The organism is Hyphomicrobium sp., assembly GCF_036262015.1.
Classification (GTDB): Bacteria; Pseudomonadota; Alphaproteobacteria; order Rhizobiales; family Hyphomicrobiaceae; genus Hyphomicrobium_C.
The window spans coordinates 83,855-101,628 of the sequence record NZ_DATAJR010000009.1 but is presented as its reverse complement, the minus strand read 5'-3'; the positions used below and the strand labels follow the sequence as shown (position 1 = coordinate 101,628).

The window sequence follows — 17,774 nt, the reverse complement described above, 5'->3', positions numbered from 1 at the left end:
CCGGCCCGCGACGCCGCAGGCCAGCCTTCGGGCAACTTTGAAGAGAAACAGCGGTCCCGCCGGACACTATGCGGCCCAACGAGCTTTCCCCCCTGTTTGCGCTTGCGGACGTCCTGAAGGGCGTCGGTCCGCACGTCGTGACCTTGCTCAAGAAGGCGCTGAAGCTGCCGCCTGGGGTCACCCAGCCCCGCGTTATCGACCTCCTGTGGCACCTGCCGACCGGCGTCATCGACCGGCGCGCCGAGCCGACCGTCGCCGCGGCCATCCCGGGCACCATCGCGACGCTCAAGGTGCGCGTCCTGAAGCACAAGGCCCCGCCGCGCGGCAACACCAAGGCCCCCTACAAGGTCTCGACCGAAGACGAAACCGGACGCCTGGACCTTGTGTTCTTCCGCGCCGAACGCTCCTTCGTCGAGCGGCAGCTTCCCGTTGGCGAGGAGCGGTACGTCTCAGGCCGTGTCGAGCGTTACGGCGAGACATTGCAAATGGCACACCCCGACTACATCGTCTCGCCAGATCACCGCGCCGACCTGCCATTGCTCGAGCCCGTCTACCCCCTCACGGGCGGGCTCTCCGGCAAGATTCTGCTCAAGGCTGAACGCCAAGCGCTCCACCGCGCCCCGCCCCTCCCGGAATGGCAGGAGCCTGCTTGGCTGAAACAGCAGGGTTGGCCCTCCTTCCAGGAAGCTCTGCGCCGCATTCATCACCCGGAGGATGCAGGCGACGTCTCCGCAGGCAGCACGCCGCTCCAGCGCCTGGCCTACGACGAACTGCTCGCCAACCAGCTTGCCCTCGCCATCGTCCGCGAAAGTTTCAAGGCCCAGCGCGGGCGCCCCGTCAAAGGTGATGGACGCCTGCGCGAGCGCATCGCGGCGGCGCTGCCTTTCAAGCTCACGAACTCCCAGCGCGCCGCGCTCGCCGAGATCGAAGCGGATATGGGCGCCCCGCGCCGTATGCTTCGCCTGCTTCAGGGCGATGTGGGTTCGGGCAAGACGGTTGTCGCCCTAATGGCCATGACGACGGCTGTGGAAGCGGGTGCGCAAGCCGCCCTCATGGCGCCAACCGAAGTCCTTGCGCGTCAACACGCCGAAACCATCGCGCCCCTAGCCGACGCAGCCGGTTTGCGCATCGGCCTCCTGACAGGCCGCGAGAAGGGCCGCAACCGCGACGAGCTCCTTTCGCGCCTGGCATCCGGTGAGATTGACATCCTGATCGGCACGCATGCCCTGTTCCAGGACGACGTCGTGTTCCACGATCTCGCCTTTGCCGTCATCGACGAGCAGCATCGCTTTGGCGTGCACCAGCGGCTCGCCCTGCAGACGAAGGGGGGCGGAGGCGGCGCCAACATGCTCGTGATGACCGCAACCCCGATCCCGCGCACGCTGCTGATGACGCATTACGGCGATTTGGAAGTCTCGAAGCTCACCGAGAAACCCGCGGGCCGCAAGCCGATCAAGACACTAATGCTGTCCACCGACCGGCTTGAAAAACTTATCGCCCGGATCAAAGCGAACGTTGCCGAGGGCGCTCAAGTCTACTGGGTCTGCCCGCTCATCGAGAGTTCCGACGTCTCCGATCTCGCTGCTGCCGAGGAACGCCACGCCCATCTGACGCAAGTGATCGGCGAAGGCGTCGGCCTGCTGCACGGCAGCATGAATGCCACCGCGAAGGATGCGACGATGGCCGCGTTTGCGGACGGCAACCTGAAAATACTCGTCGCGACGACCGTGATCGAGGTCGGCGTCAACGTGCCCAATGCCAGCATCATGGTCATCGAGCACGCCGAGCGCTTCGGCCTGGCCCAGCTTCACCAGTTGAGGGGTCGCGTCGGTCGCGGCAGTCGTGAGAGCTTCTGCACGTTGTTGTACCAAGATCCGCTTACGAAAACGGCCCGCGACCGGCTCGAAACGATGGTAAGCGAGGACGATGGCTTCATCATCGCCGAGAAGGATCTCGAGCTGCGCGGGGGCGGCGAGGTACTGGGCGCACGGCAGAGCGGCGAAGCGGAATTCCGCGTCGCGGGCGGCGCCAACTTTTCCGATATGCTGTCCGCCGCCCACGATGATGCGCGCATGATCCTCGCGTCCGATCCCGATCTCAAGACCGAGCGCGGCGAAGCCCTGCGGCGACTGCTCTATCTCTTCGAATGCGACGAGGCGATCCGCCTCTTCCGCGCGGCGTGAATACGCTCAGGTCGAAGACGTCGCTGCCGGTGGCGGCGGCCGCTTGGTCTCGGTCTTGACGCGCTCGGCGAGTTGCTTGAGCCGCGCCTCGTAGTCCGGCACCACCATGCCGGCCGAGATCACGATCTTCGCCGCGTCTTCGACCGACATCTTGAGGAACGTCACGTCCCTACGTGGCACGAAACAGATGAAGCCTGTCGGCGGCACGATACCGGTCGGCATGAAGACCGTGACAAGATCCTCCTCCCCGCCGGGTTGCGTGAGGTTGATTTCGCCCTTCGTCTCGCCCGTCACGAACACGATCGACCATAGCCCCTTCGATGGGAATTCGATCAGCCCGACTTTCTCGAAGCCGGCCTGCGTCCCGCTCGCCGTCGCCGTGACAAGGGACTCGAAGAACTGCTTCAGCGCCCGGTACACGTTACGCACGATGGGCATGCGGTCGAGCGCCATCTCGCCGAACGAGATCAGCGAGCGCCCCAACAGATTCGCGGCCAGCGCACCCGTAATCGTCAGAAAAACAATGCCGAACAAAAGCCCGATGCCCGGCACCGCAAACGGCAAATACGTATCGGGCAGATAGGCCGTCGGGACGAATGGCTTGAGCCACGCATCCGTAACGTTGATGACCCACCAAATGATGTAGATGGTCAGCGTAACCGGGCCGACGATGATCAGACCCGTGAGAAAATAGTTCCGGAGCCGCGCGCCGATCCGAAGCGGCGTGCCGTCATCATGCGTCAAACGCTGAAGGCCGGCGGAAAGGCTTCCGTCGTTACCGCTGTTGGTCTTGCCGGAAGGTTTGTCCGTCATCGCGCGCTATGGTGAGGTCTAGGGTTCCCCTCGTCAACACCCGCGCTATGGCTCACCTACTGGGTCACCACAAGGCAGTCGAAACCCTGGGGCTTAAGGGTCTTGCAGAGTTGCCCGGGCTCGGTGGCATCCGCATACGGCCCCAGCCGCACACGGTAGAACGTGCCCATGCTGCCGATTACCGCTTCGTCGATCTCGGGCGACACGGTGCCATTCTGGACGGACTGATAACTGCGCAGCGTCTGCGCGAGCTTCTCCGCTTCCTCACGAGAGCGCACCGCGGCCACCTGCAGCTTGTATTTGCCACCGCCCGCAGCCGGCGGCGGAGCCGCAGCGGCCACCTTTGTGCGAACCTGAGGCGCTTCCGGAGAAGCTGCCGCGGTCCAGGGCAGATGCCCCTCCCCGCTCGCGGTTGGCGGAGTAGAGGGTGGAGCATCCGGCCCGCGCTGGACCATCGACGATGTTTGCGCGGTAACGACGGTATCGGCACCCCAGTTTGAATTATGAGCCGTAGAGCCGGTCGTGACCGGAGACGGCTCGGCCGCCGCCTGCTGCGATCCCGATCCGAAAACGTTGCCGAAGAAATTGCCGACCGCGGTGCCAGTTCCAGCGAGCGGGTTCCACGATGTCCCCTGCGACGGCGCAGCGGGCGAGGCACCCGGCATCGTATTCAGGCCCGACGATTCGGGCGCCGGTGCGTAGCCAGTCGAAATCGGCTGTGCGGCGGGGGGTTCTTGGGTTGCAGCCGTCTGCGTATCCCACGACGACGTCTGCCCGATCGCGGTGGGCGCAGACGCGGCGGCGAGAGCCGGAGAAGCCTCGGCTGGGGTCACGACCGCCCCGAAACCGGTATCACCCTGCGTAGCAGTCAGAGTGGCGGTCTGAGCAGGCTGCGGCGCCGACGACGAGGATCCCGACATGCCGGGGATGAAGCTCCAGAATGACGACTCCTGGGCCGGTGCGGGGGCGGTACCGGAGGCAGTCTGAGCCGGTTTCGATGAGCCGCCAGTCAGGGACGGCATCGAAAAGCCGCTCCAGAACCCTTGCGGCGTCACTTCGACGACCTGTGCCCCTGGCGCAGGCGCCGGTGCGGAAGACGCCGTCGCTGCCCCCCCCTGATCGAGCGGAGCGGCACCAATCGGCGGTGGCGTATCCCCGAGACCAGCTTCGCGATAGGCAAGCTGACGCGCTTCCGTGGCCTTGGTCTTGTCCTCACCCGTCAATCCGTTCTTGAGCCAGATTGCGGTTGTCAGATCCGAAATGGCCTGTGCCGGCCGTCCGAGTTGGCGATAAGCGGAACCGCGCATGTAAAGCGCGCGCGCCATTTGCGGATTGGGCAGACCACCGCCCGCCAGCGCGACGGAAAGCTCGCGCTCCGCCGTCGCAAGATCGCCGCTCTGAAATGCCCTGGTTCCTGCCGCATAGGCGCGCTGCACGCCAGCGGTGTCCTTCTGCGCTGGCTCGGAATTCTCTTTGGAGGCCTTGGCCTTCTTGGCCTGCTGTCCCACCGCGTCCGCGGCGAGCGGAAGACCGGCGAGGCTCAGAGCGAGAACCGCAGCTCCCAGCCGCGGCACGCCGGACCATGCCTGGCCCGAACGTTCCCCCCTCGTCCATCGACGCGTCGCATTGACCATGCGCTCTTATCCCTGCCCCATAAACAGACGCAGCACCCCTCGAAAAACGTTTATGTCAACCAGACGGAAAGGGCAATTCCGGGGCAATCCCGCAAAAACCTTATCCCCTCATTCCACGGTCACCGATTTGGCGAGATTGCGCGGCTGGTCGACGTCCGTCCCCATAAACACGGCCGTATGATAGGCGAGAAGCTGGACCGGAACGGCATAGATGAGAGGATTGGTCAACGGATGAGCCGTAGGCGTCGTAATGTGAGCCGCGAGCTGGCACCCAATGGCTTCAGAATTTGCGTTAGAGATCAATATGATCTGGCCGCCCCGCGCGGCAACTTCCTGCACGTTCGAGACGGTTTTCTCCAGGAGGTCGTCGGCAGGAGCGACCACGATCACGGGCACGCTCTCGTCAATCAGTGCGATCGGCCCGTGTTTCAACTCGCCGGCCGCATAGCCCTCGGCGTGAATGTACGAAATCTCCTTTAGTTTCAGCGCGCCCTCGAGCGCCAGCGGGTAGTTCGACCCGCGGCCGAGATAGAGGACGTCCCGGGCCTTCGACAGCGTCTGCGCGAGCTCGATGAACTGCTCCTCGTTGCGCAGCATTGTCGAAATGAGTCGCGGCACCTCGATCAGCGCACCGACGAGTTCCTGCTCGAGGTCGTCCGAAATCGATCCGCGTGCCTTCCCGAGCGCGATGGCGAGGCAGGCCAGCGCGGCAAGCTGGCAGGTAAACGCCTTCGTTGATGCGACGCCGATCTCGGGACCCGCAAGCGTCGGCAGCACGGCGTCCGATTCCCGCGCAATCGTCGACGTCCGCACGTTGACGACGGATGCGATGCGCTGACCATTCGCCTTGCAGTACCGCAGCGTCGCCAGAGTGTCCGCCGTTTCACCCGACTGGGAAACGAACACGGCCAGACCACCTTCCGGCAGCGGCGCCTCGCGATAGCGAGCCTCCGAAGCCACGTCGATCTCGACGGGAACGCGCGCGTACCGCTCGATCCAGTACTTGGCCACGAGGCCCGCGTAATAGGCAGTACCGCACGCCGAGATCGTGACACGCGAAATCTTGGCGAGGTCCACGCCGAGATCCGGAAAATTCACCCGCCCCTTCGCCATATCGAGATAGTTCGACAGCGTATGGCTGATGACGTCGGGCTGCTCGTGAATTTCCTTCGCCATGAAGTGGCGATGGTTGCCCTTGTCGACGAGCAGAGAGCTGGCGACCGACTTGATCAGCGGCCGCGTAACCGCTTGCCCAGCGCGATCGAAGATCTCGACGCCCGAGCGTCGCATCACGGCCCAATCGCCCTCATCGAGGTACGTGATGGCGTCGGTGAACGGCGCGAGCGCAATGGCATCGCTCCCGAGATACATTTCACCGCGTCCATGACCGATGGCGAGCGGGCTGCCTTGCCGCGCGGCGATCATGAGATCGTCTTCGCCGGCAAAAATAATCCCGAGCGCAAAGGCGCCCTTGAGTTTATCGAGCGCCGACTTCACCGCCTCGATCGGCCCGAGGCCTTGCTGCAGCTCGTGGGTGACAAGATGCACGACGGCTTCCGTGTCGGTATCCGTTTCGAACGAATGGCCCTTCGCGGAAAGCTCGGCGCGAAGCTCACGGAAATTTTCGATGATGCCGTTGTGCACGACCGAGACCTTCGCGGTCATATGCGGGTGCGCATTGCGCTCGGTCGGACGTCCATGCGTCGCCCAGCGCGTGTGTCCGATACCCGTATGGCCCGACAGCGGTTCGGAGATCAGCCGCGTCTCGAGATTGCGCAACTTACCTTCCGCGCGCCGGCGCTCAAGATGACCGTTCTCGACGGTCGCGATCCCCGCACTATCGTAGCCGCGATACTCGAGCCGCCGCAGAGCGTCGACGAGATCCGTCGCCACGGGCTTGCTGCCGAGAATGCCGACGATGCCGCACATGGGGTAAGCCTTTCGCTGCTGTATCGGGATTGCGAACGCGAGACTACTCTCGAAGAGGCGTACGAAACGTTCTGCGCCCATTCAAATCAAACAATATGTCTATTGTTAACGGCGCCTCATTTCGCCGCGCTGGCCTTACGCCGCGCCATCATGGTTCGGAATTTTTGCGCCCACCCGGCCCGCTCCTCCTGGCCGCTGCGTTCGAGCGCGAGCGCGTCGGCCGGAACATCCTTCGTGATGACGCTGCCTGAGCCGATATACGCCCCTGCACCGATTTTGACCGGTGCGACAAGGGCCGAGTTCGATCCGACAAACGCGCCCTCGCCGATCTCCGTCTTATGTTTGAAAAAGCCGTCGTAGTTGCAGAAGATAGTGCCGGCCCCGATGTTGGCCTTCGCGCCCACGGACCCGTCGCCGAGATAGGACAGATGGTTGGCCTTGGCGCCGTCGCCGAGCGAGACGTTCTTGACCTCGACGAAATTACCGATGTGGACGTCGCGGCCGAGCACCGCACCGGGCCGCAACCGGGCAAATGGACCAATTCTGGCCCCAGCGCCAACACGGGCACCTTCCAGATGGGAGTTGGCCTTGATTTCCGCACCGTCTTCGACTGTTACGCCGGGGCCGAAAAATACGTTCGGTTCAATCACCACATCGCGCCCGAGCACCGTGTCGAAGGAAAGCCACACGGTCTCCGGCGCAATAAGCGTCGCACCATCCGCCATGGCCTTGTCGCGAGCCCGACGCTGCCAGATGGCCTCCGCACCCGCCAACTCACGCCGGGAGTTGACCCCCAGCACCTCGTCCTCGTCGCAGACGACAACGGCGGCCCGTCCCCCCCTGGACCGGATGATCTCGATCGCGTCGGTCAGATAGAATTCGCCCTTGGCGTTGGCATTGCCGATTTGACCGAGGACATCGAGCGGCGCATCGAGCCGGAACGCCATGACGCCTGAATTGCAGAGCCGGATCTTGAGTTCCGCCTCGCTCGCGTCCTTTGCTTCTCGAATGGCGCTCAACGAGCCGTCTGGCGCCGTAATCAGACGGCCGTAGCTGCCCGGCTCTCGCGCTCCGAAGCCGAGCACAGCGACCTGCGCGCCGCGTTCCAACTCACCGAGCAACGCCGTGATCGTATCTTGCGTCAGAAGCGGCGTGTCGGCGAACAACACCAGAAGATCGCCGGAGTGCCCCTGGATGGCCTCGCGCGCCGCGAGAACGGCGTCTGCCGTACCGAGCTGCTGTGTCTGAACGTAGACATCTGCGCTCGGCGCCGCAGAGAGCGTTTCCTTCCGGACAATCTCCATGTCCGGCCCCACGACGACGGCAAGCTTCTCGCCACGGACGCTTTTGGCAAGCGCCAGAAGATGCCCCAGCATCGAGCGCCCGGCGATACGGTGCAGCACCTTGGGCAGGTTTGAGCGCATACGCGTTCCCTTGCCGGCGGCAAGAATGACAGTCAGCAGCGATCGGCTCATGACAAAACCCTGGATCGGATAAGCGGGACACTAGAATCGGCTGCACGCTATCTCCCCCGATCGTCATTCGCAAATGAACGCGTTGCAGATACTCAACGAGCAGAATCATCACTGCACCCACCGATTTCCCCAACTCGTCCACAGTTGCATCGGCTCGTTACGTTGACCCTCCCGGCGGACTCAGAGCACCACCGTCTACGGGTTGAGGTCGCGTCGCCCGGAGTTGATTTGGCAGGTCCGCAAGTCCGGCCGCGACGCGGTGAAATTGCCTCCACATCAGTAGGTCCGGAAAGCAAATCATGACGGAAAAGAGCCTCCCGCAGCCGAGTTCGCCACAGCCGAAGGGCCGCATGTTCTCCCCTTACGCCCTGATTTGGGCTGCGGGTGCGACGGCATCGGTCCTGTACCTCGTACTGTTGGCAACTCAGCCCTCCACGGTCGCCCACTATTTGGGCGCAGGAGGGAATTCCGCCGAAGCGGACGCCAACCAGAAGGCGATTACTGAGACCGTCGCCGAGGTCCAGACGCTCCGCAACACCATCGATCTGTTCCGCAATGAACTGATCGAGATCCGCGCTCAGGTCACGAACCAGACCGAAATCGCACGCAACGTCGAGAGCCGCATCGCGTCTCTCGAAACGCCGCCGGTGGATCCCAAGCAGGCCGCCAAGGACGCAGCCGCGAAGGCCGCCCAGGACAAACTCGCCAAGGCGAAAGCTAAGGCCGAGGAAAAGGTAGCAGCAGCTGAGGCCGCAAAGACAGCGGCCAAGACCGCAACGCCTACGGCCAAGAAAGCTCCGGAAGCTGCGCTTGAGACAGGCAGCGTCGCGCAACCTGCCGCAGGCGCCATCTCGTTCGGCCCGCCGACTGTGACGACGACAATCGCAGTCCCGCCGTCGAACAATCCGGCTCCCGTCGCCCCGCCGGCCACCAATCTCGTCGGTGTCCAGATCGCGACCGGTCCGTCTGTCGATAGTCTTCGCTTAAGCTGGACGCTCCTCAACGAGCGCCACGGCGAAAACTTCCGCTCGCTACAACCGCGCTACGTGACCGACACGTCAGGTCCCGAACAAACCTACGACCTTGTTGTAGGTCCGGTTGCCTCAGTCGACGAAGCCCGGCGCCTCTGCCAAGAGCTGGCGATGAAAGCCACACCCTGCCAGGTCAGCCGCTTCACGGGCGATGCGCTCTAAGGGCGGCGTAAATCGATCCAACCACCTCAATCTCCCCGCCTCGGCGGGGAGATTTTTTCTGTGTCTGGCGACTTCCCTATAGGTCATCCGCCCGGAAGGTATCGCAAGCCTTCATCTGACCAGACTCGAACCCTTGGGTGAACCACCGCACGCGCTGTTCGGACGTCCCGTGCGTGAAGGCATCCGGTACGATGCGTCCCTGGGTCTTCTTCTGAATCATGTCGTCGCCGATCTGGCTTGCCGCGTTCAGTCCCTCTTGAATGTCGCCACTTTCCAGCCGGCTCTTCGCTTGCGTATTGAGGTGGTTCGCCCAAACGCCCGCCAGGCAGTCCGCCTGCAGCTCCATCATCACCTGGATGCGGTTGCCTTCCCGCTCGCTGACTTGCGACTTGGCACGCTGCACTTGCTCCGAGATGCCGAGCAGCGTCTGCACGTGGTGGCCGACTTCATGCGCAATCACGTAGGCCTGAGCGAAGTCGCCCGGCGCGTTAAACCGGCGCTTAAGTTCGTCATAGAACGAGAGGTCCACGTAAACCTTCTGATCCAGCGGACAATAAAACGGGCCCATGGCCGAAACGCCCGTTCCGCATGCCGTTTGGGTGCCGCCGCTGAACAGGACGAGCTTCGGCTCATTGTACTTGCGGCCGAAGCTCGCGAAGATTTGGCTCCAGACGTCCTCGGTGTCCGCAAGCACCCGAGAGATAAACACCTTCATTTCGTCATTGGACTTGGGAACCGGCTTCGTCGCCTGCCCTGAAGGTCCGGAGGGTGCCGTTGTGTCTTCGCCAGGCATGCCGGGAATGTCGAACGGATTGCGCCCTGCCTGCCGCCCCGGAGGCTCCGCCTGCTGCTGCTCCGGCGGGCGTGCGATGTCAGGGAGGCCACCTCCGCCGCCGAACAGGATCTCCAGGGGATTGATCCCGAAGAACAGCATGATGGCGCCCAGGATGAGCAGCGACGTCAGGCTCATGCCGCCACGGCCGCCGATCGGGATCTGGATGCCGCGCCCGCCGCCACCGCTGCCGGGAAACCGGAAAGGACCACCACCCTGGCCGCGCCGGTCGTCGACGTTGTTGCTTTGGCGGTCATCATCTTCGTAGCGCATGAGGCACCCTGTTTGCCGTTGTCGACCCTGAAGATAACGCTAGAGCCGGGCGAAGAGCCAGACGTTTGCCATGTGTTTGTCTTACGGATGCCAACGCGACGAGCACGTCACGCAAAAACTTTAGTCGGACTTCCGTGCTCATCCGGCAACGCATACAGAGGATGAGCACGCAAAAAACTGAGATGAAACGCTTTTTTCGTCTCTCTGCCCATTGGCATGTCGATTGCTCAAGGGGTCGTGCCGGTCTGGACCTGTGGGCGAGGCGCGTCGCGCGATTGCAGCGCAGGAAGCTCAAGTGTTAAAGCCGCTATCGCTTGGCGGTGCCGAACCGCAAGATGAAACTCAGCCTGATGGAGGCGATTTTGCTGCGTCCACTTCCGCCCTTCCGCGCCAAGCCCTCGAGAAAGCCCCTTCCACCCAAAACCTCGTCTGCAGAACGAAAAGACGCCGCCGAGGTTTCGGTGAAGGCGCGTCGCCACCCGGTGAAGCTGGCACGTCTGCAGGCAGCACCAGCGCTCAAGGTGCTGACCCGCACATCGGAAGCCCGCGCCTGAGCGTCGGCTAAAGCCCCGCAGTCATTCCGCCGTCGACGGCCAGTTCGGCTCCCGTTACGTAGGCAGAATCGTCGCTGGCGAAGAACAGCGCCGCGCGTGCGATCTCCTCGGACGTGCCGAAGCGGCGCATGGGGGTCTTGTCCAGAAGCGCCTTGGCAACGAGCGGATTCTTGAGAAAACGCTCGGTCAAAGCCGTGTCGATGTAGCCCGGCGCCAGGGAATTCACTCGGATGTTGTAAGGCGCATATTCGACGGCCAGCGCCTTGGTGAGGGCCGTGACGGCCCCTTTCGTCGCCGAATACCCGGCGAGCTGCCGCAAGCCGCGCTGCCCCATGATCGACGACACGTTGATCAGCGAGCCTTGTCCCGACGCCTTCAGCAATCCGAATGCGTCGCGCGCAATGCGCACCACACCGTCGAGGTTCACTTCGCGGATCTTCACCCAGTCCGCATCGGACAGATGGCGGAAATCGCTACGGACGTTGAGGCCCGCATTGTTGACGACGACGTCCGCCCGCCCGAAAACGCGCTCGACCTCGCGAAAGAGCGCGGACACGTCCTGACCGCGCGACACGTCGACCGTCATCGCCGTCGCGTTGAGACCTTTTCCGCGCAAGGCCTCCGCGGTCTCATTTGCACTTTCGCCGTTGATGTCCGTGACGAACACATGCGCGCCTTCTGCCGCGAACAAGCCGGCAATCGCACGCCCGATACCGGCACCCGAACCGGTCACAACGGCAACTTTGTCTTTCAATCGGGTCATGCGTACTCTCTGTCTTTAAGTGGGAATCCATTTTTCGCGCAGCGTCATCAGTTCTTCCGCCGCCGATGGGTGCAAGGCGACGGTTGCGTCGAAATCCGCTTTCGTCGCACGGAGCTGAAGCGCAATCGCTGCCATTTGCACGATTTCGGCCGCATCTGGGCCGAGCACATGGCAGCCGAGAACACGCTGCGTCCCGCGATCGACGACAAGCTTCATGAGCGTACGCTCGTTCCGGCCCGATACCGTGTTCCGCATGGGACGAAAACGCGCCTTGTAGAGATCGAGCTCGTGGCCAAACTCGCGCGCAGCTTGCTCGGAGAGACCGACTGTCGCGAGTTCCGGCGTCGTGAAGACACCGGTCGGCACCAGCGTGTGATCGACTTGCGTCGGCTTGTTGCCGAATACGGTGTCGGCGAAGGCGTGCCCCTCGCGAATGGCGATGGGCGTCAGGTTGACCCGATCCGTCACATCGCCGACCGCATAGATCCCGGAAACCGTCGACTGAGAAAAACTGTCGACGAGAATCTCACCGCGCGGACCTGTCTTGATCCCAACGGTCTCGAGCCCGAGGTTGCCGGTCGACGGCGCGCGTCCGATCGCGCTGAGAACAAGATCCGTTTTGACCGTACCGCCGCTGCGTAGCGCCACGTTGAAGCACACACCATCCTGCGCAATCCCCGTGATCGCCTCGCTCATCATCAGCCGGATGCCGCGCGCGGCAAGCGCCTCCATCAATGCATCGCGCAGGTCCTCGTCAAAACCCCGCAGCACCTTTTCACGGCGATGGATCAGCGTCGTCTCGACGCCAAGCCCGGCGAAGATCGAAGCAAACTCCACGGCAATGTATCCGCCGCCGCAAACGACGATCCTCTTGGGCAGCGCCTTCAGCTCGAAGATCTCATTCGAGGTAACGATATGCCCCGCACCCGGAATGTCACCATACCGGGTCGGATGTCCGCCGGTCGCGATCAGGATCGTCCGCGCCGTGACGTGCGAGCCGTCGGCAAGCTTTACGCGGCCCGGCCCATCGAGCGCCGCGCGCGTCGCGAGCGTCGTTACGCCCTTCGCTTTGAGATTTCCCTCGTAGATCTGCTCGAGCCGCTTGATCTCGCGATCCTTGTTCGCGATCAGTGTCGCCCAGTCGAAGGTTGGCGTACTGCCGAGCGTCCAGCCGAAACCGGCGGCATCCTCGAATTCGTCGCCAAAGCGCGACGCATAAACGAGCAGCTTCTTGGGCACGCAGCCGCGGATCACACAGGTGCCGCCGAACCTGTCGCATTCCGCGATCGCGACACGGGCTCCATGGCCCGCCGCGATGCGCGCAGCGCGCACACCGCCAGAGCCGCCGCCGATGACGAAGAGATCGAAATCCGTCGCTGCCATGACGTGCAAAGGTCCGGGAAGAAGAGGGATAGCGGCCAACCTGACCGAAGTCCGCCCACCGCGCAACCGCCATGGGGTCTCAGGCGTAAAGTGCTTCCGGAAAAGTGGAAACCGGTTTTCCGATAAGAAGCACGATAACCAAAATTAGGCTAAACGGCCTCTTGGCTTTCCCCGTAGCTGGCCTCGATGACCGCCAAGCCGTCCGGACCGCCGATGACGGCAATGTCCGCGATACCGAGAAACAAGCCATTCTCGACGACACCCGGGATGAACTTCAGGGCTTCGTCGAGGGATTCCGGATCGTCGATCGCACCGAATGCGCAGTCGAAGATGTAGTTCCCCCCGTCGGTAATAAACGGATTACCGTCGCTCCCGATCCTGAGTTTGATCTCTCCCTGGCAACCGGAATCAGCGGCCAACATCTCGATCATGTTGCGGGTGGCTGTCACTCCGAACCGCGCAACCTCGACCGGCAAAGGAAACGCGCCAAGTTTCTCGACACGCTTCGAAGCATCCGCAATGACGATCATGCGGTCCGATGCTGTCGCCACGATCTTCTCGCGCAGCAATGCCCCGCCACCGCCCTTGATGAGGCGCAGCTCATTGTCGAGTTCATCGGCACCGTCGATCGTAAGATCGAGCAGCGGTGTCTCATCCAATGTCGTCAGTGGAATTCCCAAGCGCGCCGCAAGCGCGCGTGTCGCTTCAGAGGTCGGAACACAAAGGACTTGCAGCCCTCCGCGCACCTCTTCCCCCAACAGCTCCACGAACAGCGACGCCGTTGACCCCGTGCCGAGGCCCAGCCGCATCTTGGGCTCGACAAACTTCAGGGCGTGCCGCGCCGCGGCAAGCTTGTAGCTATCAACCGACATCCCGTGTCCTTCTATTTCCCTTTGTCTGCCAGTGGTTGACCCTAAGAGCAAGCTTCAAGAGCAGACGGCGCATCGATTGCAGAGGTAAGCGGACCAATGCGCCACTGCACCGTCTTGCAGCCCTCACGAGATGCGCCTACACGGAGCCCCATGCAGAACGCGACTCTTGTTTTCGATCTCGACGGCACGCTTGTCGACACCGCTCCAGACCTGGTCGCGGCCACCAATCACGCTCTGGCCGATCTGGGCCTGCCTCCGATCCCAGCTGAAACACTGCGGCATACCATTGGGTTCGGCGCACGCCGCATGATCGTTGAGGGCCTTAACCAAACCGGCCGCACCCTTCCCGAACCCGAAATCGACCGCCTGCTGTCACTGTTTCTCGCCTACTACGAGCCCAACATCGCCCGCGAAAGCCGCCCATTCGACGGCGCCGTCACAGCTCTCGAACGTTTTCGCGCTGAGGGAGCCCGCCTGGCCGTTTGTACGAACAAGCGCCTGGCCCTGGCCGAACGCCTTCTCGGCGAGCTCGGTATCGACGGCCTCTTCGCTGCCATTGCTGGCCGCGACAGCTTTCCCGTCTACAAGCCGCACCCCGATCATGTGAGGGGCGCCGTCGCAATGGCCAAGGGTGACATCAAGAGCGCCATCATGATTGGCGATACCGGGATCGACATTGCTGCCGCGCGCGCCGCCGGCATTCCCGTGATCGGGTGCACGTTCGGCTATGCAGAAGAGCCCATGGACGTCCTCGCGCCGGATGCCGTCATTTCTCACTATTCCGAGTTGGAGACTGCCGTAAGAACCTTGCTGACCAAAGCGGCTTCCGCCCCGACGGACTGAAACCCCTCAAAGAAAAACCCCGGCAGGAGAGAACCCGCCGGGGTATTTTTTTGTGCAAATGGACGGCGCGTTCCCGTTACGCGGCGCGCACGTTGGCCAGGAAACGCTCGACCTCGACGCTGAGATTCTGGCTCTCCCCCGCGAGCTGGCGCGCAGAAGAAAGCACCTGGGACGAAGCCGCACCCGTATGCGAAGCGCCCTTGCTGACGTCCGTGATGCTGCTTGCGACCTCCGATGTGCCCCTCGCGGCTTCCGTGACGTTGCGGCTGATCTCTTTGGTCGTCGCGTCTTGCTCTTCGACGGCCGCTGCGATCGCGCCCGAAATCTCGGACACCTTATTGATGGTTTCGGTTATCTCGCGGATGGCCTCGACCGCTTCGTTCGTCGCCGATTGCATCCCGGCGATTTGAGCCGAGATTTCGTGCGTAGCCTTGGCGGTCTGAGAGGCCAGCGCCTTGACCTCCTGCGCAACCACCGCGAAGCCCTTGCCGGCATCGCCGGCGCGTGCGGCTTCGATCGTGGCGTTCAACGCGAGAAGATTGGTCTGGCCAGCAATCGTGCTGATCAGATTGATCACATCACCAATACGATCGGCCGACTGCGACAGGGCGTTCACGTGGTCGTTCGTACGAGCGGCCTGCGTCACGGCGCGGTTTGCGATCGTGCTGCTTTCCTGGACCTGACGGCTGATCTCAGTGACGGTGGTCGCCAGCTGCTCTGAGGCCGCCGCCACGCCTTCGACGTTGGCAGAAGTCTGTTCGGAAGCAGCGGCAGCTCCGTTCGAAAGCTGCTGCGTCGTCTCTGCGGTCTGCGTCAGAGTGGAGGCCGCGCTCTCGAGCTGACCTGCAGCCGACGAAACGCTTCCGACGATCCCGCCCACGGCCTGCTGGAACGCGTCGGCAAGACGGCGCATCTCGGACTTGCGCTCAGCAGCTGCGATATGCTCACGCTGAGCCTTCTCCTCAGCTTCCACGCGGGCCTTCTCCTGAAGGCTGTCACGCAGGCGCAGAACCGCTTTGCCGATGTCGCCAACCTCATCCGAGCGATCAGCGCCCGGCACGTTCGTCTGGAGATCACCCGAAGCCATGCGATCGAACGATGTGGACAGCGCGACAAGCGGGTTTCCAACGAGCATCTTGAGCGCAACAAAAAGCAACCCGGAAACGATCAGGATGCAAAATGCAGACAGCGCATACATGCTTGCACGCGTGCTCGAAACCGTTGCCTGCAGCGTGGCGACCGGAACGCCCACCACGACCGCCCAGTAGTCATTGGTATGGCCTGCGGCGATAGGCGTGGCGAGATAGTGCCAAGCTTGGCCATCCGTGCCGATAGCTTCGGTCGAAACGACCTTCTTCGTCTCCATCGCCTGCTTGGCCACTGCCGCCGTGGCAGCGTCCGAAGCGGCCATCGGCTTGCCGATCGCTTTGCTGTCAGGGTGCGTAATCGCAACGCCCGACGCCGACACCATGGACACGAAGCCGGTCTCGAACGGCTTGATCTTCTGCATGGTGACGTTGAGGCTTTCGAGATTGATATCGACGCCACCCACGCCAATCGTTTTGCCATCGAGCACGATGGGAACGCTGAAGGAAGAAATCAAAACGTCCTTACCGGCGATTGGATAGAGATAAGGTTCTATGGCAACGGAGCGGTTTTCCTTCATGGGCACAAGGTAGTAGTTCCCGGCACCCTCCTTGTCGTAATCGACCAGGACTTCGCGAACCAACTTATCGGTAGGGCGATTCCAATACGGCAAGAAACGGCCTGAGGCGTCATGTCCTTGCGCATTCGCGAACTCGCTATCCTTCCCGTCGAGCGCATTCGGCTCCCAACCGGTCCAGACACCGAGAAGATCGGTGTTTTTCACGAGCAGGCTCTTTAGAAGCTCGTCGAACGTTCCGCGGTCGACAACCCCTTTTGCCTTGAGAGCTGCGCTGATGGTCGAAACGTTTTCCGCGACTTTAGCAGCCGTATCGAGTTTTTTGCTGGCATCCAGTGCCTGGTTGTAGGCGACGTTGTTTTGGATCTCATCGTTTTGCCGATTGATCACATCGCCGGCGTTTTGGGCGAGGAAATAAGTACCTACACCAAAAACTGCTGCAATCGCCGCACCCGCGACGAGAGATATTTTGATTGGAAGAGAATGCATATGCACGGCCGCACATCCTTGAAACTATGCCGATGGGAAACAAAAATTCTCACCGCTAGTAAAAAGGGACAGCGATTAAAAAATACCCAATAGAGACAAAACGAGCCAATTAAATAATCTGTTCTCCATACATCGTATGAAACAGGAGTTTCATTCAGTAGCTGTTGCAGCAGCAAAAATAAATGACGCGAAACTTTCGTCGTCAAAAACGCAATCGCGGGCGCCTGCAAAATCAGACCGCGAACAATCGACCGTTTCATGGAGAAACGGATTTAGGAACGGTCGCGCCACAAATTTACCCCGAAGACTCACCTAACACGGACTAAGGTCCGTTATGGGCCACGGCGCGCCTATCGGGCCCAACGTCACAAAGGACTGCAAATGCTGAAACACCTCGCAGCCGCCGCGCTGGCAATCGCATGCGCTCGGCCCTCACTAGCCGCCGAGGTGCCGCCAAGTGTCGACGAGTGCTTCAAAGTCGCGCTCGACCTTGCTGACGCTGCCGATGAGAGACAGCTCGCCGATCCGGCACGATCGAAGGTTGACGACCTTCTGAGCACAATGGAGGGCTACTGTGAGGTGAGCGACTTCACCCAGGCCAAAACGATCTCCGGTGACATCGAAGCGGCGATTGAACGCCCCTGAGGCCAGCGAGGCCTATTTTCTCAAAGACTTGCCCGTCGTAAGGCTGTGCCGGCTCACTCTATATATTGGCTTGCTTGCGGGGGTCCGGGTCATCCTTAACGGTAGCCGGTTTGACAGGAGGCCGATCCTTCCCCATGTTCCCGCCCCGAGTTTCCTGGCATTGAACCGTCCCGCGCAGCGCATCGCGCTGGACAACCCCAGATAGAGCGCGGCGGCGGAACCTGCCCGGG

14 protein-coding genes are annotated in these 17,774 nt (G+C 62.3%); 5 read left to right on the top strand and 9 right to left on the bottom strand.

Going from position 1 to position 17,774, the window contains the following annotated elements; all coding sequences use genetic code 11:
* Positions 1-68 precede the first annotated feature (68 nt).
* Positions 69-2,183, top strand: coding sequence for an ATP-dependent DNA helicase RecG (gene recG, locus VHO05_RS16045; RefSeq protein WP_329647623.1), 2,115 nt, complete (start codon positions 69-71; stop codon positions 2,181-2,183).
* 6 nt (positions 2,184-2,189) lie between these two features.
* Here the strand turns inward: recG and VHO05_RS16040 are convergent, their stop codons facing one another.
* The 4 genes from VHO05_RS16040 to glmU form a co-directional block, all read right to left on the bottom strand.
* Positions 2,190-2,996, bottom strand: a complete 807-nt coding sequence (locus VHO05_RS16040; RefSeq protein ID WP_329647622.1) for a DUF502 domain-containing protein — start codon at positions 2,994-2,996, stop codon at positions 2,190-2,192.
* A 56-nt stretch (positions 2,997-3,052) separates the two neighbouring features.
* Positions 3,053-4,630: an SPOR domain-containing protein gene (locus VHO05_RS16035; RefSeq protein WP_329647621.1), complete on the bottom strand. Its 1,578-nt coding sequence runs from the start codon at positions 4,628-4,630 to the stop codon at positions 3,053-3,055.
* 108 nt (positions 4,631-4,738) lie between these two features.
* Positions 4,739-6,559, bottom strand: a complete 1,821-nt coding sequence (gene glmS / locus VHO05_RS16030; protein WP_329648182.1) for a glutamine--fructose-6-phosphate transaminase (isomerizing) — start codon at positions 6,557-6,559, stop codon at positions 4,739-4,741.
* 116 nt (positions 6,560-6,675) lie between these two features.
* Positions 6,676-8,034, bottom strand: a complete 1,359-nt coding sequence (gene glmU / locus VHO05_RS16025) for a bifunctional UDP-N-acetylglucosamine diphosphorylase/glucosamine-1-phosphate N-acetyltransferase GlmU (RefSeq protein WP_329647620.1) — start codon at positions 8,032-8,034, stop codon at positions 6,676-6,678.
* 299 nt (positions 8,035-8,333) lie between these two features.
* Between glmU and VHO05_RS16020 the strand changes: the two genes are divergently transcribed.
* Positions 8,334-9,227 (top strand): hypothetical protein, encoded by an 894-nt coding sequence (locus tag VHO05_RS16020; protein WP_329647619.1) that lies wholly within the window; start codon positions 8,334-8,336, stop codon positions 9,225-9,227.
* Between the two features lie 76 nt (positions 9,228-9,303).
* Here VHO05_RS16020 and ypfJ read toward each other — a convergent pair whose 3' ends face one another.
* Positions 9,304-10,332: a KPN_02809 family neutral zinc metallopeptidase gene (gene ypfJ / locus VHO05_RS16015; RefSeq protein WP_329647618.1), complete on the bottom strand. Its 1,029-nt coding sequence runs from the start codon at positions 10,330-10,332 to the stop codon at positions 9,304-9,306.
* A 335-nt stretch (positions 10,333-10,667) separates the two neighbouring features.
* On the opposite strand from ypfJ, the gene VHO05_RS16010 reads away from it, so the two are divergent.
* Positions 10,668-10,886, top strand: a complete 219-nt coding sequence (locus tag VHO05_RS16010) for a hypothetical protein (protein ID WP_329647617.1) — start codon at positions 10,668-10,670, stop codon at positions 10,884-10,886.
* A gap of 7 nt (positions 10,887-10,893) precedes the next feature.
* Here the strand turns inward: VHO05_RS16010 and VHO05_RS16005 are convergent, their stop codons facing one another.
* The 3 genes from VHO05_RS16005 to rpiA all read right to left on the bottom strand — a co-directional run bounded on the left by VHO05_RS16005 (position 10,894) and on the right by rpiA (position 13,904).
* On the bottom strand, positions 10,894-11,649 hold the full coding sequence (locus VHO05_RS16005; protein ID WP_329647616.1) for a glucose 1-dehydrogenase: 756 nt from the start codon (positions 11,647-11,649) through the stop codon (positions 10,894-10,896).
* A gap of 15 nt (positions 11,650-11,664) precedes the next feature.
* Complete coding sequence (gene gorA / locus VHO05_RS16000; protein ID WP_329647615.1) at positions 11,665-13,032, bottom strand: glutathione-disulfide reductase; 1,368 nt, start codon at positions 13,030-13,032, stop codon at positions 11,665-11,667.
* 149 nt (positions 13,033-13,181) lie between these two features.
* Positions 13,182-13,904: a ribose-5-phosphate isomerase RpiA gene (gene rpiA, locus VHO05_RS15995; RefSeq protein ID WP_329647614.1), complete on the bottom strand. Its 723-nt coding sequence runs from the start codon at positions 13,902-13,904 to the stop codon at positions 13,182-13,184.
* 150 nt (positions 13,905-14,054) lie between these two features.
* Between rpiA and VHO05_RS15990 the strand changes: the two genes are divergently transcribed.
* Complete coding sequence (locus VHO05_RS15990) at positions 14,055-14,747, top strand: HAD family hydrolase (protein ID WP_329647613.1); 693 nt, start codon at positions 14,055-14,057, stop codon at positions 14,745-14,747.
* A 76-nt stretch (positions 14,748-14,823) separates the two neighbouring features.
* Here the strand turns inward: VHO05_RS15990 and VHO05_RS15985 are convergent, their stop codons facing one another.
* A complete protein-coding gene (locus VHO05_RS15985; RefSeq protein WP_329648181.1) occupies positions 14,824-16,899 on the bottom strand; it encodes a methyl-accepting chemotaxis protein in 2,076 nt (691 codons plus the stop codon).
* Between the two features lie 381 nt (positions 16,900-17,280).
* On the opposite strand from VHO05_RS15985, the gene VHO05_RS15980 reads away from it, so the two are divergent.
* The gene (locus tag VHO05_RS15980; protein WP_329647612.1) at positions 17,281-17,544 is read left to right on the top strand and encodes a hypothetical protein; all 264 of its coding nucleotides are present in this window, start codon (positions 17,281-17,283) and stop codon (positions 17,542-17,544) included.
* The last annotated feature ends 230 nt before the right edge of the window (positions 17,545-17,774 follow it).

What these genes read in the sequence shown, in the direction of transcription:
- recG (WP_329647623.1), top strand. Translation starts at nt 69, where the DNA reads ATGCGGCCCAACGAGCTTTCCCCCCTGTTTGCGCTTGCGGACGTCCTG.
- VHO05_RS16040 (WP_329647622.1), bottom strand. Translation starts at nt 2,996, where the DNA reads ATGACGGACAAACCTTCCGGCAAGACCAACAGCGGTAACGACGGAAGC.
- VHO05_RS16035 (WP_329647621.1), bottom strand. Translation starts at nt 4,630, where the DNA reads ATGGTCAATGCGACGCGTCGATGGACGAGGGGGGAACGTTCGGGCCAG.
- glmS (WP_329648182.1), bottom strand. Translation starts at nt 6,559, where the DNA reads ATGTGCGGCATCGTCGGCATTCTCGGCAGCAAGCCCGTGGCGACGGAT.
- glmU (WP_329647620.1), bottom strand. Translation starts at nt 8,034, where the DNA reads ATGAGCCGATCGCTGCTGACTGTCATTCTTGCCGCCGGCAAGGGAACG.
- VHO05_RS16020 (WP_329647619.1), top strand. Translation starts at nt 8,334, where the DNA reads ATGACGGAAAAGAGCCTCCCGCAGCCGAGTTCGCCACAGCCGAAGGGC.
- ypfJ (WP_329647618.1), bottom strand. Translation starts at nt 10,332, where the DNA reads ATGCGCTACGAAGATGATGACCGCCAAAGCAACAACGTCGACGACCGG.
- VHO05_RS16010 (WP_329647617.1), top strand. Translation starts at nt 10,668, where the DNA reads ATGAAACTCAGCCTGATGGAGGCGATTTTGCTGCGTCCACTTCCGCCC.
- VHO05_RS16005 (WP_329647616.1), bottom strand. Translation starts at nt 11,649, where the DNA reads ATGACCCGATTGAAAGACAAAGTTGCCGTTGTGACCGGTTCGGGTGCC.
- gorA (WP_329647615.1), bottom strand. Translation starts at nt 13,032, where the DNA reads ATGGCAGCGACGGATTTCGATCTCTTCGTCATCGGCGGCGGCTCTGGC.
- rpiA (WP_329647614.1), bottom strand. Translation starts at nt 13,904, where the DNA reads ATGTCGGTTGATAGCTACAAGCTTGCCGCGGCGCGGCACGCCCTGAAG.
- VHO05_RS15990 (WP_329647613.1), top strand. Translation starts at nt 14,055, where the DNA reads ATGCAGAACGCGACTCTTGTTTTCGATCTCGACGGCACGCTTGTCGAC.
- VHO05_RS15985 (WP_329648181.1), bottom strand. Translation starts at nt 16,899, where the DNA reads ATGCATTCTCTTCCAATCAAAATATCTCTCGTCGCGGGTGCGGCGATT.
- VHO05_RS15980 (WP_329647612.1), top strand. Translation starts at nt 17,281, where the DNA reads ATGCTGAAACACCTCGCAGCCGCCGCGCTGGCAATCGCATGCGCTCGG.